Annotated in this window: 14 protein-coding genes, 3 pseudogenes and 1 other annotated feature; of the genes and pseudogenes, 13 read left to right on the forward strand and 4 right to left on the reverse strand. The window is 65.8% G+C overall.

The genetic code is table 11. The annotated features are described in order from the left end of the window. The coding region (locus ACFUEJ_RS05405) for a transposase (protein ID WP_388027971.1) at nucleotides 1-320 on the reverse strand (320 nt) is incomplete at its 3' end. Nucleotides 321-1,421: 1,101 nt separating this feature from the next. Continuing rightward, nucleotides 1,422-2,660 carry an ISL3 family transposase gene (locus ACFUEJ_RS05410; protein WP_165629939.1) on the reverse strand — a complete coding sequence of 413 codons (1,239 nt, stop codon included), beginning with the start codon at nucleotides 2,658-2,660 and terminating at the stop codon, nucleotides 1,422-1,424. 110 nt (nucleotides 2,661-2,770) lie between these two features. On the opposite strand from ACFUEJ_RS05410, the pseudogene ACFUEJ_RS05415 reads away from it, so the two are divergent. The 8 genes and pseudogenes from ACFUEJ_RS05415 to ACFUEJ_RS05450 form a co-directional block, all read left to right on the forward strand. After that, a pseudogene (locus ACFUEJ_RS05415) lies at nucleotides 2,771-3,244 on the forward strand (HNH endonuclease); the annotation flags it as partial. A gap of 51 nt (nucleotides 3,245-3,295) precedes the next feature. Further along, nucleotides 3,296-4,596, forward strand: a protein-coding gene (locus ACFUEJ_RS05420; protein ID WP_165629938.1) for an IS3 family transposase whose coding sequence is annotated in 2 segments (ribosomal slippage) — nucleotides 3,296-3,569 and nucleotides 3,569-4,596 — 1,302 coding nt in all. Because the reading frame shifts where the segments join, the coding sequence is not laid out codon by codon here. After that, nucleotides 3,568-3,699, forward strand: a sequence feature (AL1L pseudoknot). (Overlaps the previous gene by 132 nt.) A gap of 3 nt (nucleotides 4,597-4,599) precedes the next feature. Then, nucleotides 4,600-5,424 (forward strand): annotated as a pseudogene (locus ACFUEJ_RS05425) (HNH endonuclease); the annotation flags it as partial. Nucleotides 5,425-5,873: 449 nt separating this feature from the next. Next, complete coding sequence (locus tag ACFUEJ_RS05430; protein WP_165629937.1) at nucleotides 5,874-7,109, forward strand: alkane 1-monooxygenase; 1,236 nt, start codon at nucleotides 5,874-5,876, stop codon at nucleotides 7,107-7,109. After that, nucleotides 7,106-7,276, forward strand: a pseudogene (locus ACFUEJ_RS05435) (rubredoxin); the annotation flags it as partial. The gene ACFUEJ_RS05430 and the pseudogene ACFUEJ_RS05435, both read left to right, overlap by 4 nt. A 116-nt stretch (nucleotides 7,277-7,392) precedes the next feature. Further along, nucleotides 7,393-7,572: a rubredoxin gene (locus ACFUEJ_RS05440; RefSeq protein ID WP_058251790.1), complete on the forward strand. Its 180-nt coding sequence runs from the start codon at nucleotides 7,393-7,395 to the stop codon at nucleotides 7,570-7,572. Continuing rightward, entirely contained in the window at nucleotides 7,569-8,765 is a 1,197-nt protein-coding gene (locus tag ACFUEJ_RS05445; RefSeq protein WP_165629936.1) for an NAD(P)/FAD-dependent oxidoreductase, read from the forward strand. Before ACFUEJ_RS05440 ends, ACFUEJ_RS05445 begins: the two co-directional genes overlap by 4 nt. Continuing rightward, entirely contained in the window at nucleotides 8,762-9,364 is a 603-nt protein-coding gene (locus tag ACFUEJ_RS05450) for a TetR family transcriptional regulator (RefSeq protein WP_165629935.1), read from the forward strand. The genes ACFUEJ_RS05445 and ACFUEJ_RS05450 overlap by 4 nt, the downstream gene beginning before the upstream one ends. A 2-nt stretch (nucleotides 9,365-9,366) precedes the next feature. Here the strand turns inward: ACFUEJ_RS05450 and ACFUEJ_RS05455 are convergent, their stop codons facing one another. Then, nucleotides 9,367-10,896, reverse strand: a complete 1,530-nt coding sequence (locus ACFUEJ_RS05455; RefSeq protein ID WP_388027978.1) for a phospholipase D-like domain-containing protein — start codon at nucleotides 10,894-10,896, stop codon at nucleotides 9,367-9,369. A 149-nt stretch (nucleotides 10,897-11,045) separates the two neighbouring features. Between ACFUEJ_RS05455 and ACFUEJ_RS05460 the strand changes: the two genes are divergently transcribed. From ACFUEJ_RS05460 to ACFUEJ_RS05475, 4 genes are all read left to right on the forward strand, one after another. Next, nucleotides 11,046-11,639, forward strand: a complete 594-nt coding sequence (locus ACFUEJ_RS05460) for a CHAP domain-containing protein (protein ID WP_165630823.1) — start codon at nucleotides 11,046-11,048, stop codon at nucleotides 11,637-11,639. 2 nt (nucleotides 11,640-11,641) lie between these two features. Beyond that, on the forward strand, nucleotides 11,642-12,277 hold the full coding sequence (locus tag ACFUEJ_RS05465) for a DUF2461 domain-containing protein (protein ID WP_165629933.1): 636 nt from the start codon (nucleotides 11,642-11,644) through the stop codon (nucleotides 12,275-12,277). 193 nt (nucleotides 12,278-12,470) lie between these two features. Next, nucleotides 12,471-13,868 carry an amidohydrolase family protein gene (locus ACFUEJ_RS05470; protein ID WP_165629932.1) on the forward strand — a complete coding sequence of 466 codons (1,398 nt, stop codon included), beginning with the start codon at nucleotides 12,471-12,473 and terminating at the stop codon, nucleotides 13,866-13,868. A gap of 79 nt (nucleotides 13,869-13,947) precedes the next feature. Next, complete coding sequence (locus ACFUEJ_RS05475; RefSeq protein WP_165630822.1) at nucleotides 13,948-14,880, forward strand: antibiotic biosynthesis monooxygenase; 933 nt, start codon at nucleotides 13,948-13,950, stop codon at nucleotides 14,878-14,880. A 7-nt stretch (nucleotides 14,881-14,887) separates the two neighbouring features. Here ACFUEJ_RS05475 and ACFUEJ_RS05480 read toward each other — a convergent pair whose 3' ends face one another. Next, nucleotides 14,888-15,277, reverse strand: coding sequence for a YchJ family protein (locus ACFUEJ_RS05480; RefSeq protein ID WP_165630821.1), 390 nt, complete (start codon nucleotides 15,275-15,277; stop codon nucleotides 14,888-14,890). Between the two features lie 113 nt (nucleotides 15,278-15,390). Here ACFUEJ_RS05480 and ACFUEJ_RS05485 point away from each other — a divergent pair, with 113 nt between their 5' ends. Continuing rightward, nucleotides 15,391-15,618 (forward strand): dodecin, encoded by a 228-nt coding sequence (locus ACFUEJ_RS05485; protein ID WP_065632361.1) that lies wholly within the window; start codon nucleotides 15,391-15,393, stop codon nucleotides 15,616-15,618. The last annotated feature ends 45 nt before the right edge of the window (nucleotides 15,619-15,663 follow it).

The raw sequence follows: 15,663 nt of genomic DNA on the forward strand, positions 1-15,663 counted from the left end.
GCCGCGGAGTCCACCGTTTTCGGGCTCGACCCGTTGCGGGCGTTGGGCAGTTGCCGACCGGCCGGATCGCCCTTGGCATAGCCGAGGTGATCGGTCAGCTCGGCCTTCAGGCCGCGTTCGAGGGCGAGTTTGATCAGACCCGGGATCAGGCCGCCGTCGCCGGTGATCTGGACCTGGCCGGTATCGATCTGGGCCAACAACTCATCGACCATGCCCGAGGCCTCCAGCGCCTCGGCCACCTCCGCGGTCGAACGCGGCTCAGCCAACTCAGGCAGCTGCTGACCGTCGTCGTGCTGCTTGTCGTCTAACGCCATGCTCATAGATTGTCCTCTCACTGATGAGCACTGGACTTACACAGACCATCTGACACCCCCGCAGACCCAATGAGTTCTCACGTCGCCGAGCCCCTCGATGACCCGCCGAACCTGACCGGCCGGGGCCCGATGATGGGTTGATCGATGTACGTCACGGCTCGTTCCATCAACGAGTTCGCCGCGCGCACAGGTGGAGGTCGGTGCGGCTCTCTCGACCCCACGTGCTCCCGCCGACGACTCGTCGCCGAAAAGACCCCTCCGCGAACCGAGTTCGGCGCACCCCGAGACGGGGTTGCCCGGACGACTGGACATCGGCCCGACGTCTATCGACTTCAACCGACCCGAACTCGGCGACCTCCGGCATCGGATCGGACGGAGACCGCCGGATACCTGTCTCACCACCAAGGACCCGGCGGGTCACCGCGACCGGAGAACACCGGGTCGTAGCCCCGCCGCGCACCCACCCACGGGGCGCCACAAGAGTGCCTCATCGCACCAGGCCGAGAACCGCCGACCGGCCACACCCGAGGGATACACCCTCAACAGCCAACGCGCCCACATCGATACCTGAACAGGGGCGTCGCCACCGCTAGAAGATGCAGTAGGCGACGTCACGGTGACACAGCTGTTCCGCCTCGAACCCCTGCCGACCTTGGGCCCGGGTAGGCGGCACGACGGCTCCGCCGGTCCTACGTATGCCCGCACCATCGAGGCGACCGTTTCGACGACCCAGTCAGTGTCTCGGCGACAGCCATTCCCGCATACTCAGCGGCATCTGAAATCAATGAGCGCTGGGCCGGACGATACCCTCCCGCCCCCAACACATATCGCCGTTACCTTCCGCACGCTGGCCACGTCAGCCCGGTCGCCGCCTGGGACGTCGAGACTGCTCCACCAGCAAAAATGCACACCCGATTCGGGCGTATTCGAAAACTGGAGTGACTTGAACCAGCAGCCACTGACACGAGATGCGCACAGTCAACGCCATCAGACGCACAGTGAACGAAATATGCTGCACAGTAGAGAAATTCACGGTTCTCGGGTTGTGGAATTCTCTCGAAATCGAACGCATGTGGATCTCCTGATCTGAAAGTGGGCGGTTTTCGGTCAGATTCGATGTGGAAGTTCTGGGCATGCGCCACCCCTGGTGAGGTTCGCCATCGCGATCAAAGCGTCGGGAGTGTGAAATCCGTACGACCGCTTTGTCAATGACCGCAGATGGCAGTTCGTTGCTTCGACTCGCGCATTGCTCATCTGACACTCGACCGCGTTAAAGATCTGGACCTCACGTTTACGGATACTCGGCGCCAGGGTGCGAATCTCTGGTATGTCACAAGCCTCCGCCTTCTTCAACCACCGCCGCAACGGCGCCCAACATGACAAGTAGGCACCTGAAAGTATGTGCCGTATCTCTTCTTTCATCTGATACGCACGGGCCAGCACACTGTTGGCATCGCTGACCACGATGGACTGCAACCGCTCCTGGTTCTCGGTGAGGCTGTCAGGATTCTTCAACAACGCCCACCTCAACCGGCCACGTTCCACCTTCGACAAGCCGGCTATCCGACTCATCACCCGAGACCGGCACCGGTCCAGCGCCTGATTGACCCACTGCAGCACATGAAATGGGTCCATACACCAGTACGCCCCCGGCGCCTGCTCGGCGAGGACCGCACCGATGTACTCGGCGCCATCAGCGCTGATATGGGTGATCCTGCGTGCGCGCACATCACCCAGTTCATCAAAGAACCGCTCGATCGTCTCCTTTTTGGCGCCCTCACCCGCCCATACCAACTGACCTGTGTCATGATTGACCACGACAACCAGGTACCGGCGGCCCTTGCGATAGGCGATCTCATCGATACCGATGCGCCGCAACCCGTTCAAGCGTTTAGTGAGTCCGACATGGTCGTCGACCACGCGCTCGACGATACGAGATACCGTCCGCCAGGAGACCCGCAGATAGGCACTGACCGCGGTCATCGGGGCGTGCGCGCACAGCCATGCGACGGTGTCGTCGAACGCCCTGGTCATCTTCGCTTCCGGACGTGCCCACGGAACCAACTCAGTCTTCACATCATGGCGAGGACACTGCACACGCTTGGCGGGCAACTCGAGGAAGCACCGCCAACCGCCCATGTCGAGATGTCGCCACCGTTGCGGCGCCGCAGGTTGATCGTAACCAGGGCAGCGCTTCTTACATTGCGGGCACCGTGATCGTGCGTTCTTGTGCAGTTCCAGCGACACGACCACCATCTGCCCGCGGTCATCCTCATCGAACCTGACACCCACAACACGGGCACGCTCGATTCCGAGCAACTTCTGCAGTACTCTGACAGTGCGCAACGCCCACTCCTTTGGTCTTGTTCTTCGCAAATCAAAACCTAAGCGAGACTGGGCGTTGCGTGCGTTAGGCTCGCGAAAAGGAACCCACTTCGACGTCAGAAGAGCCACACATGTTCCTGTACTGTGGAGTCATGCCAGAGCTCGTCACTCTCCTCGATCAGCTCATCGAGACCACCCCGCCCGCCGACGACCCAACCGGCAGAGCAACATTCGACTCCCTCGACACGTGGCGTCTGATCCGCAACCTTGCTGACCATCAGATCGCCACGCACGCAGCGCAACTCGACGCCCTCGGGGTCGCACAGAAGGCCGGCAGCACTACCAAGAAACTGCTGATCGAGTCAGGCCATGCGCCGGCCGCTGCTCTTCGCACCATGCGCAGTGTCGACGCCCTGCCCAACCTGCCCGCTTTGGCGCGTCATGCCGCCGATGGGCGGCTGTCCAGCGAGATTGTCGATGCCATCGTCCGCGGCATGAACGAGATCGACAAGCGTTGTGGTGAAGAACTTTCCGAGGGTGAGCGCTCCCGGTATGAGGTCGAACTCATCGCCCAAGCGCTCTCGGGTGCTACGCCGACTGAAGTGAATCACCCCAGGTTTGATGCCGCTTCCTTCTGAGTCAGGAAGGATGAGCACATGCCTAAGAAAATCGACCCAGAGGTCCGTTCGAGGGCCTTGCGGCTGCTGGAGGCCCACGGCGGCGAGTACACGTCGTTGACTGCCGCTGCCGAAGCGATCGCCAAGCAAGTCGGTGTCGGCGGGGAGACGGTACGCCGCTGGGCCGTGCAGGCCCAAGTCGATGCCGGCGCCCGCTCCGGGACCACCTCGAAGGAGTCCGCCGAGATCAAGCGCCTCAAGGCGGAGAACAAGCAGCTGCGAGAGGACGTTGCCATTCTGAAAGCAGCGACGACTTTCTTCGCGGGGGAACTCGACCCCCGCAACCGATGATCGTGGCGTTCATAGATCAGATGCGTGCCAACGGTTTTGCGGTCGAGTCGATCTGCCGGGTCATGCGTGAGCAGGGCTGCCAGATTGCCGCACGAACCTACCGGGCATGGCGATCACGCACGCCTGCCGCACGGACGGTCTCCGATGCCCACGTCGTCGATGCGGTGCGCACCGTGGTCTGGCGTACCGGTGACGACGGCCGGCGGAAGATGACTCCGGAGGGCCTCTACGGGCGGGTGAAGATGCGCGCCCATCTGCACCGCACAATGCTGCCGGGGGTGTCGTATGGTGCTGTTGATCGAGCGATGAAGACACTAGGCCACAATGGGATTCGAAGGTCCAAGGGAGTCCGCACTACCGTCCGCTCCGCTGATGGTGTGCGCGCGGAGGATCTGCTGAACCGACAGTTCAGTGCTGCCGAACCGAACCGGGTCTGGGTGACCGATTTCACCTACTGCCGGACCTGGGCTGGGTGGGTGTACGTGGTGTTCATCATCGACGTGTTCTCCCGTCGAATCGTGGCGTGGCATGCGTCGACTTCGAAGACGGTGGAGTTGGTCACGGTCCCGCTTCGGATGGCACTGTGGCAGCGCAATCGGGAAGGGCATCCGGTGAAAGCTGCTGAGCTGATTCATCATTCGGATGCCGGCAGTCAGTACACATCAGTTACACTGACTGAGCGTCTGCGACTGGAAGACATCGCAGCGTCGATCGGATCGGTCGGGGACGCCTACGACAACGCGCTGGCCGAGTCGGTGAACGGCTTGTACAAGACCGAGTGCATCCGGACCACGATCTTCCACTCCGGCCCGTACCGGACGATCTCCGACGTCGAGTTCGCGACCGCTGGTTGGGTCGACTGGTACAACAACAGCAGGTTGCACTCGAGTATCGGCCAGATTCCCCCGACCGAGTTCGAAACGCTCCACTACGCTGGCCTCGGACCCGAGGACCAGCCCACATTGGAGGCGGCACAAAACCTAGGGTGATTCAAAGTGCTCAAGCATGCTCACGCCATCGGCAACGCTCTCGCCGACGCCTCTGACGCCGGAATCCCAGCGTCGGACGATGCAAGCTTGAACTCGGTCAACGCGCACACCACCGACGACGGCCGTGTCGAGGTGCGCGCCGACCTCACCCAGGTCGTCGGTGAGAAGTTCCTGGCGATGATCGACGAGCGGTCCTGTCCGCTGCCCGAACCCGACGGCGCCGAAGATCGACGAACCGCAGAGCAACGCCGAGCCGACGCCTTCGAACTGATCCTCGACCAAGCAGCGGTCGGCGCCACCCTCGACACCGTCGGAAGCCCACGCACCCAACTAATGCTGACCATCCCCGCGACCGGAGACCTCGCAACGCTGCCGTGGACCGGATCGGTCAGCCAAGCGACCGCCAAACAGGTGTCGTGCGACGGCTCGCTGACCCCTCGAGGCTCGCTTCGCTCGCACCTCGGGGAGCAGGGGCGACTCGACGCTGAGGGCGTACCGCTACAGATGGGCCACACCCACCGCTTGTTCCCGGCGCACCTGCGCAAAGCAATGATCGTCCGCGACGCCTGCTACATCAAATGCGGTGCGCCACCGCCACATACCCAGGTCCACCACGTCACCCATTGGGCCGACGGCGGACCCACCGACCTCGACAACGGGTGTCTGCTCTGCCAGCGCTGCCACACCCAGGTCCACCACCACGGCTGGGACATCGTCATGGGATTTGACCGGCACCCCTGGCTCGTCCCACCCACCTCGATCGACCCGCACCGCCGACCACTACCCGCCTACAACCGCCGCACCATGCGCCTCGACGACGCCGCCTGACCGGCCGTCCGACAACCACTTTCGCGTAGCACCCTCCGCACCCGGGCCATACCCGGGACCGCATCCGTACTTTGACAACTCCACAGCGGAATACGACCGACCCGCTCCCACTCGGCCATTCGAGCGGGAGCGGGTTCCGGGCAGCCGAACCCGACGTCGACGTTGATCACTGAACAGACCTCGATCGAGCACCACGACGGCGGCAGTCGCACCTGCAAGAGCCTCGCCGCGCGGTTCGTTGACCACGGCGGGCCTGCGCGAAACCGCGCCGAACTCCAGAACGCAAGAACTGCCGCACGCGTCGGCGAGCGACCTTCCTGCCGCACAGTCCTCGTCATACGCGCCACACCGATGCCGATTTACAAATCGACGTAAATGTCTAGACAACGGACATTGTCTCGGTTAATGTCCAGTGCTGTACATCACAGCCCGTGCAGACAGGAGCGCGTATGAGTACCGCACCGACCCCGTTCACCGCGGACGACTCCGCCGCCGAGTGGAAGGACCGCAAACGCCATCTCTGGCTGCTCGGCCTGATCCCACCGACGTCGATCTTTCTCGCAATGGGTCTCGTCGCCGGCTTCAATGCGATCGGCCACGGTTTCGACGTCGTGTCGCCGGTGTGGTGGTGGATCGGGCCGCTACTCGTCTACGTCCTGCTCCCGATCCTCGACGTGTTCTTCGGGCCCGACGGATCGAATCCGCCCGAAGAGCTGATGGAGCAGCTGGAGAACGACAAGTACTACCGCTACTGCACGTACGTGTACATCCCGTTCCAGCTCGCGAGTCTCGTGATGGCCTGCTACCTGTGGACGGCCGACGACCTCAGTTGGCTCGGCATCGACGGCGGGCTCGGGCTCGCGTCGAAGATCGGGCTGGCGCTGTCGATCGGAGCGATGGGCGGGATCGGAATCAACACCGCTCACGAACTGGGGCACAAGAAGGACGATCTGGAACGCTGGTTGTCGAAGATCACTCTCGCCCAGACGTTTTACGGTCACTTCTACATCGAGCACAACCGTGGGCACCACGTGCGGGTCGCGACGCCCGAAGATCCGGCCAGCTCCCGTTTCGGAGAGTCGTTCTGGCGCTTCCTCCCCCGTAGCGTCTGGGGAAGCCTCACGTCCTCCGTCGAACTCGAACGCAAACGCCTCGAGCGGGCGGGCAAGCCCTTCTGGCATCCGAGCAACGACGTCCTCAACGCATGGGCGATGTCGATCGTGCTGTGGGGGGCGCTCACCGCGATCTTCGGCTGGGAGATCCTCCCCTTCCTCGTGATCCAGGCCGTCTGCGGTTTCTCACTGCTGGAGACCGTGAACTACCTCGAGCACTACGGTCTACTCCGCCAGAAGACGCGGACCGGCCGCTACGAGCGGTGCACGCCCGAGCACAGCTGGAACTCCGACCACATCTGCACCAACATCTTCCTGTACCACCTCCAGCGCCACAGCGATCACCATGCGAACCCCACCCGGAGGTACCAGACGCTGCGCAGCTTCGACGGCGCGCCCAACCTGCCGAGCGGATACGCGAGCATGATCACGCTCGCCTACTTCCCGCCGATCTGGCGGCGGGTGATGGACAAGAGGGTGCTCGACCACTACGACGGAGACGTCGAACGGATCAACATCGCACCGCACCGCCGCGAACGCGTCCTGGCCGAGCACGGGGTGTCGCCGCGATGAGCACATTCCGTTGTCCGGTCTGCGATTACGTCTACGACGAGACCGCCGGAGCTCCCCGGGAGGGATTCCCGGCCGGCACCCCCTGGGCCACCATTCCCGACGACTGGCCGTGCCCCGACTGCGGCGTGCGGGAGAAGATCGACTTCCTCGGCGCCGGGAGCGAAGCGAGCGGGCCGAATGACCCCAGCGGCGCCGGGAGCGAAGCGAGCGGGCCGAATGACCCCAGCGGCGCCGGGAGCGAAGCGAGGGGGCCGGATGAAATCAGCGAAGGGAACTCTGTGCGATGAACTTCAAGCTCTTCCGTTGCGAGGTCTGCGGTTTCGAGTACGACGAAGAGCTCGGCTGGCCGGAGGACGGCATCGAGCCGGGCACCCGCTGGGCTGACATCCCCGACGACTGGAGCTGCCCGGACTGCGGTGCGGCCAAGGCCGATTTCGAGATGGTCGAGGTGGCCCGTCCGTGAGCGCCGGCACCACCCGGGGCGGTTCGGTGGTGATCGTCGGCACCGGCGTCGCCGGCATCACGGCTGCGGAGTCGCTGCGTTCCAACGGTTTCGACGGCACAATAACCGTGTTCGGGAAGGAGCCACAACTCCCCTACCGTCGAACGGCGCTGAGCAAGAACCTCGTCGACGGCGACCTGACGGACGCCAAGATCACGCTCCGTCCGCCCGGGTACTGGTCGGATCGGGGCATCGAGATCGTGACCTCGACGCGCGTCGCCGACGTCGACACCTCGTCGCGGCGGGTCTGTCTCGCCGACTCCTCCCAAGTGGATTACGACGCGCTGGTCCTGGCCACCGGAGGGCGTGCCCGGCGACTCCCCGGCACGACGTCGTCCCCGCTCGCCCTGCGCACCCGGCACGACGCGGCGGAGCTCCGGCACGCGATCCAGGACGGGCCGGTGATCGTTCTCGGCGGCGGACTGATCGGATTGGAGATCGCCGCATCCGTGGCGTCGACCGGAGACGGTTCGCACGTCACCGTCATCGAGCGCGAGACGTCGCTGTTGTCACGGGTCGTTCCGGCAACGGTGGCCGAGGCGGTGGCGACCCTGCACCGGGAACGCGGGGTGCAGATTCTCACCGGCGTGGTGCCCACCACGATCACCGCCGAGTCCGTGACGTTGGCGGACGGGCGGACCTTGGCCGGAACGGTGATCAGCGCGATCGGAATGGAGCCTGATCTCGAATTGCCGCGCAGCGCAGGGATTCCCGTCGATGCGGCCGGGATCGTCGTCGACGATTCGCTGCGAACCGGGGTCCCCGGCGTCTACGCGGCCGGCGACGTCGCGGCGCGGCCCCATCCGTTGACGGGCGCACCGATGCGTGCCGAGCAGTGGCTCACCGCGACCGAGCACGGCAGACTGGTCGCCATGACGATCGCCGCCGACCTCGGGCTGGACACCGGCATCAGCACTGCGGTACCGCGTGTGCCACTGGCCTGGACGATGCAGTACACGACCAACATCCAGATCGTCGGGTGGCCGACATCGGGAGATCGTGTGGAGGTCGACCTGGACGACTCCTGCTCTGTCGTGCGGGCTTTCGCGGACGATCGACTCGTCGGCGCTGTCTGCATCGGACGAGGAGCTTCCGGGCGCACCCTCCGCGCCGAGATCGAGTCCTCTCTCCAGCCGGTCGGTGCGCACGGATGACGACTCGCAACTATGCGCAGGACAGCAAAGCCCTGCTGCACAACTCGCTGCTCGACGGACTGCACGACCTGCTGCTGGACCGGGACTGGGCGGCGGTGCGCATGTCCGATGTCGCCGCCGCGACGGGGGTCAGCCGCCAGACCGTCTACAACGAGTTCGGTTCCCGGTACGGCCTCGCGCAGGGCTACGCGGTGCGGTTGGCGGGCCGTTTCGCCGGCCATGTCGCGGACTCACTGGCGAATTCGGTCGGCGACGTCACCGAGGCCCTACACAAGGGTTTCGGTGAATTCTTCGCCGGAGTCGCCACCGACCCGCTGATCGCCTCGCTGCTGTCCGGCGAGGCCAAACCCGATCTGATGAAGCTGATCACCACCGATGCGGCACCGATCATCACCACGGCCGCCGACCGGCTGGCCGAGGCCTTCCGCGAGTCCGAGTGGCTGTCGATGCCGGAGTCCGACGTCGTGCGGATCTCGCGCGCGATCACCAGGATGGCGCTGAGTTATATCGCGATGCCCCCGGAGGGCGATCGCGACGTCGCATCCGACCTCGCCGAGGTCATCGCCCCCGCCATCGAGGCGGCCCGCACGCGGGTGTGACGTCAGCGCCGCAGCAGGTTCCGCGTGCCTCGACGGATCACCGCGCGGTAGATGCGGTCGATCGTGCCGATCCGCGCGTCCTCCGGGTCCACGAGTTCGTTCTCCGCGATGACAGACTCCTCGCCGTCGATCGTCTCGTGATCGAATGCCTCGAGTGTCCGGCCCGGGCCGGTCAGCCGATCGACCGCCCCGACGAGTGAGTTCTCCTGTGCCACAGCATCGTCGAACACCTCGTGGTCGACACCCAGATGCTCGGACAACAACCGCGTGCGCATGGACAGGATCGTCTCGCGCAGGTCGCCGTCGGCAGGGTCGTTCGGATCGGCCTCGATGGCGACGTCACACTCGCTGTCGAATCCGAGCGACCGGTTGTTGAGGTTCGAGGATCCGATGCGCAGGAGGACGTCGTCGACGATGAGCACCTTGGCGTGCACGTAGATCGGGTCCCCCTCGGCGGTCACGGGGTAGAAGGCGCGGAATCTGTCGTACTTGTCGGCGCGCCACAGGAGTTGCAGGAGCTTGTGCCGCGCACCGTCCATGGCGAGCCGTTCCACCGGACTGTCCGCATGCCTCGGCAGCACCAGGACGATCTCGGGACCCTCGGGCTCGGCGAGCCGTTCCGCCAGGGCGTCCGCGACCTCGCGCGCCGCCAGGTACTGGCTCTCGATGTAGATGGTTCGGCGGGCCGCGGCGAAGGCCGCGTGGTACAGGCGCCGGATCTCCTCGACCTGGGGCCGGTCGTCGTACTGCGGAATCGTCCGGGCCACCGCGACGTCGCAGTCGGTGAACGTGACGTCGAGATCCGTCGGCCAGATGTCGGGGCCGTCGGTGTCGACGAGGGGTTTGAGGCTCTCCCCGGTGGCGGCCTCCCACCGGTCGAGCGCGACGGACGCGACCACGCGCGCGGCGTCGGCGTCGAGGGCGACCGTGACGTCGTGCCAGGGCCCATGCGGCCGGTCATCGGGATCCCGGCGGAACTCGTTGTGCGACAGATGTTCCGAAGTGTCCCACCGGTTCACCGTCATGTCGATGCCGCCACAGAACGCGAACTGGTCGTCGATCACCGCGATCTTCTGATGATGCGCGGCGGAGACGGGGTGGGCGGCGTCGATCCGGTAGTGCAGACGACGGCCGGTGAGCAGATCCTGGACGAAGGGCGGCGCGACTCCGCGCAGGATGCCGGTGAACGCGCCGGTGCTCCAGCGCAGGACGTAGATCTCCAGTTCCGGACGGTTGTCGATGAGCCACCGCAGGAAGTCACCGAGCACGTCGGGGACCTCGTCGTCGGCGGTCCGCGGATCGAGCCGGATCCGGGTGTCCACGTCCCAACCGATGAGGACGATGCGGCGCCGGGCCTGCAGCAACGCCGACTTGGCGTGCAGGAAGTAGTCCGCCGCGTCGACGATGCATGCGACGCGGTCGGCGGTCGCGATCTCCCGGCACGTGTCCCCGGCACGCAGGATCGGCTCGTGATCTGACTCGTCCACCGCGTTCGCTCCTTGAATCGCCTTGGCCCCCCGACCGGCGCCCATTGTGCCAAGCGCGCATGTCGCCCGCGCGGGCGAGGCGCCGGGCGAACGCCGGCGGGGACGAGGAACGAGGCGCGGCCACGGCGCCGATGCCTAGACTCGTCGAGGTGAGCGCCGACACGACTGCCGACCGACCCGCAGACGGTGCGGGCATGCGCCCGGTGCGTCGACGTGGTCGGCGGACGGTGATCGCCGCGGCGCTGGTCGTGATCGTCGTCGCGGGCGTCGGTCTCGTCGCGTGGCGGGCCGTACCCGAACGGTGGTTGCCCTGGGACACCGCCGAGTTCCCGCAGGTCGACGCCGCGGAACTCACGCCGGCCCAGCGCCGCGTCGTCGAGGCGGTGCGACACGAACACACCGCTCAGCGTCCCGGGACGTTCTACTCCGAGGGCGTCGACGAACCGTGGTGCGCGAACTTCGTGAGCTGGATCATGCAGGCGGCGGGCAGTCCGTTGGTCAACCCCCACTCCGGTCACTGGCGCATCCCCGGCGTGTACACGCTGCAGGAGTACTACGAGGCCGCGGGCCGGTTCGACGCCGTAGGCGATCAACCGCCCCGGGTGGGCGACGTCGTGCTCTACGACCGGTCCTCCGGATTCGGCCGGCACACCAACATTGTCGTCGCAGTCGACGGCGACACCGCGGTCACGGTGGGCGGCAACGAGATGGGCCGCATCCGGGTGCATTCACTGGACTGGCGCTCCGACGGCGGTGTCGTCGGATTCGGTCGCGGGTTGCCGGGGTGACGATGACAGACTTCACCGGGTTTCCGGAGTCCGCCCTCGACTTCTACGACGATCTGGAGATCGACAACTCCAAGGTGTTCTGGGAGGCCCACAAGGACACCTACCGTGCCGCGGTAGCCGAACCCATGCGCGCCCTGACCGACGCGCTGGCCGACGAGTTCGGCCCGGCCAAGATCTTCCGACCGCACCGCGATGTCCGGTTCTCGAAGGACAGAGCGCCGTACAAGACCCATCAGGGCGCGTTCGTCGCCGTGGCCCCGGCCACCGGGTACTACGTGCAGATCGGCGCACCGGGTGTTCGCGTCGGCGCGGGCTTCTACGAGGCCACCCCGGCCCGGCTCGCCGAGATTCGGAAGTCCATCGACCACGACCGCAGCGGACCCGAGCTCGAGAGCCTGCTCCGGCGGCTCACGGGGGACGGCTGGGAGATCGCCGGGGACCGGCTGAAGACCGCACCTCGCGGGTACGACGTCGCTCACCCGCGGATCGAACTACTTCGCCACCGATCGCTGTCGGTGGGGCGGGACTACGGATTCGACCAGATCATCCATTCCGCGGAACTCGTCGATCGGGTGCGGCGGGACTGGCGGGCGACGGTCCCGCTCGTCGAATGGATCGCGGTCCGCACCGGTAGCTGAGAGCCCGCACCGACCGGTCCGCGCGACACATGGAAACGATCAGACGGCGACTTCGACGGTTGGCGCGCGCGTGCGACGGGAGGCGGGTGATACTGGTCGCCGACCGCGTCCGAGATCCGAGGACGATCACAGGCACCCGGGTGGACCTCCGATGACGATCCGAGTTTGTGACCCCGATGCCCGAGGAGCACCGATGACCGACACCGTCCACTACGGGCACATCTTCCATCTCGCCGGCAGTCCCGCGATCACCGAGGCGGTGGACGCGCTGGTATCGATACCCGACGGAGCTCTGGTGGTAGGCGACGACGGCACGATCAAGTTCGCCGGCGAGAGATCCGAGCTCCCTTCCGAATTCGCGAGCGCGGAGGCGCACGAGCACCCGAGCGGGTATCTCATCCCGGGCTTCGTCGACACCCACATCCACTTCCCGCAGACCTACGCCGGCGACTCCTACGGCGGCGGGCAACTGCTCGAATGGCTCAATCTGTGCATCTTCCCGTCCGAATCCAAGTTCGCCGACCCCGAATTCGCCCAGGCCGCTGCGGTCGAGTTCACCAGGCGACGGGTCGCCGCGGGTACGACGGCGATGATGGTGTTCGGTTCCGCCTTCCCCCACGCCCAGGATTCCCTGTTCACCGAGACCCAGAAGGCCGGGCTGCGTATCGTGGCCGGCCGCGGCATCCAGACCGTCGGCGGTGACACCGCCAAGCCGCTGCTGACCTCGGAGGAGGAGGCCATCCGCCTCACCCGGGCCGAGATCGACAAGTGGCATGCCGCCGACACCGGCGACTACCGGACCGCGTTGCTGCACGTCGCGATCGTGCCGCGGTTCTCGCTGTCGGTGACCACCGAGACGCTGAAGAACCTCGGCGACCTGTACGACGAATACCGCGAGCAGGGCGTCTACGTCCACAGCCACCTCAACGAGAACAACCGTCCCGGCACCGGAGAGGTGGACACCACCAAGGAGGTCTACCAGGTCGACTCCTACCTCGACACCTATGACGGGAAGTTCCTGCCCGGATCGCAGGTCGGCGGCAAGAGCCTGCTCGGTCCGCGGACCATCCTCGCGCACTGCGTGCACTGCCAGGACGCCGAACTCGCGCGCATGGCCGAGACCGGTACCTCTATCTCGCATTGTCCGGTGTCGCAGTTGTTCCTCGGATCCGGCACGATGCCGTGGAAGCGCACCGTGGCGGCGGGTGTAAACATCTCCGCCGGAACCGATTTCGGCGGCGGCGACGAATGGCTCGTCCCGCGCGTACTCGGAGATGCCTTCAAACAGCACATCACCGAGCCCGGAGACGCCGGGGTGTCGATGCACCCGGCCGAAATGCTGTTCATCGGGACCGTCGGCGGGGCCCGGGCGCTCGACATGGAGAACCGTTTCGGCAACTTCGATGAGGGCAAGGAAGCCGACTTCCTGGTCATCGAACCCGTGGACGCCCTGAAGTCGACGCTGGAGAACGCCGTCCGGTCCGACGATGCCGATCTCGCCCGCGACCAGACCCTGTTCGGCCTGCTGATGGGCCTGCGCGAGTCGTCCATCGCCGAGGTCTACGTCCAGGGGCGTCGGGTCACCGTCTGACCGGCAGCCCATGAATCGGCGACCCGAGGACACGACGATCGTCACCACCCACGACGCCACAGGCACCGCGATCATCGCGGTGTCGGTCTTCCACGCCGGCGACACCGGCGATTTCGCGGAGTGGGCCGCGACGCTCGCCGCGTCGGCCACCGACTCCGACGGCTGTCTGGGTGTCGCGATCTCGGCGGTGACCGACGGACATTTCGATCCGGCGGTCGCCACCACCTTCGTCGACGAGGACGCCCTCGACCGGTGGCTCGACAGCACGGGTCACCGCGCGGCGCTCGATGCCGGACGAGCGCGCGGCTGGCTACCGGCGACGCCCGTTCTCGAGCTCGTCGACGGTCAGTCGCCGCCGCCTGGTGTCGGCGCGTTCCGGCACGACATCGTCGCCGGCGCGGTGCCCGAATTCATTGCGGCACAACACGTTCTGACCGACGCAGCGAGCCAGTTCGGTGGTTACGAGGGCACCGCGCTGTTCGTCGATGCGCAACAGGAGACATCGCTGTCGGTGTTGCGGTTCCGCACGGACCGCCAGCTGGCGGCCTGGGTCTCGTCGAGCCGACGCAGCGAAGCGCTCGCCGGGCTGCGTTCGAGCCTGACCCATGACTTCGAGACGATGGCCAGCACGACGGCCTTCGGCACCACGGTGCGCACCGATCGCGGCCGGATTCTTCAGACACCGAATTGGAAGTCGGCGATGATGGTGCTGCTGGTCCTGTACCCGACCGTGATGACCCTCTCCAGGTTCCTCGGCCCGACACTCGATCGTCTCGGTGCGGAGCCGTGGCTGGCATTGTGGCTGAGCCAGGTGGTCAGCGTCTCGCTCATGCAGTGGTGGCTGATGCCATGGGCCTCACGCCCGTTCCGGCGGTGGCTCGATCCGGTAGACGGGGGCAACTGGCGCAGCAACATCGCGGGAGCGGGTACGGTCCTGCTCCTCTACCTCCTGTGTCTGACGGTGTTCGCCAACGTGACGTGGCTCCAGTTCTGGGACTACGCCGACGCCTGATCTCGGCTCACCCCACGATCCCGTCGACGTACAGCCAGCGGCCGTTCGCTCGGAGGAAGCGACTGCGCTCGTGCAGCGATCCACGCTCCGCACCTCGCCGATAGTGGGCCGTGAACGTGACCTCTCCCTCGACCTCGAACAGTGAACCGCCACTACTCGACTCGATGTCGAGGCGGTACCAACGCATCGACTCGTCCAGATCGAGTGCGGCGGGGCGGGTGTCGGGATGCCAGCTCGCGAGCAGGTGATTCCGATCGCCGAGCGCGAAAGCGGTGAAACGCGAACGCATCAACGTCTCTGCGGTCGGCGCGGCCCGCTCACCGGCGAGAACGGGACCGCAACAGTCGTCGAGCGACAAGCCGGACGTGCACGGGCATCTCTCGGGGACGTCCCGCATTTCCGAACCGCGTTTCACCCCTCGATCGTAGGGTAGACAGGAGTGGCGGCCCGCCCGGGCGGCGGACCCACCGCGGACTATGCCCAGATGTTCTCACGATTGGAGCGATTACCTTGTCGGACAATGTGTATCGAGTCATCGAAGTGGTCGGATCGTCATCGACCGGCACCGACGACGCCATTCGTAACGCGATCGCTCGTGCCTCGCAGACCGTCAAGCATCTCGATTGGTTCGAGGTCACCGAGACCCGCGGCCACATCGAGGAAGGTCAGATCGCGCACTTCCAGGTCACGCTGAAGATCGGTTTCACGCTCGAGTCCTCTGCCGACGCGGCACAGTGACACGCGACCTCACCGCCGTGAGTTCGCGGCGGTGAGGAACGCACC

It is taken from the genome of Gordonia sp. NPDC057258 (genome assembly GCF_042668985.1).
Taxonomy (GTDB): Bacteria; Actinomycetota; Actinomycetes; order Mycobacteriales; family Mycobacteriaceae; genus Gordonia; species Gordonia hongkongensis.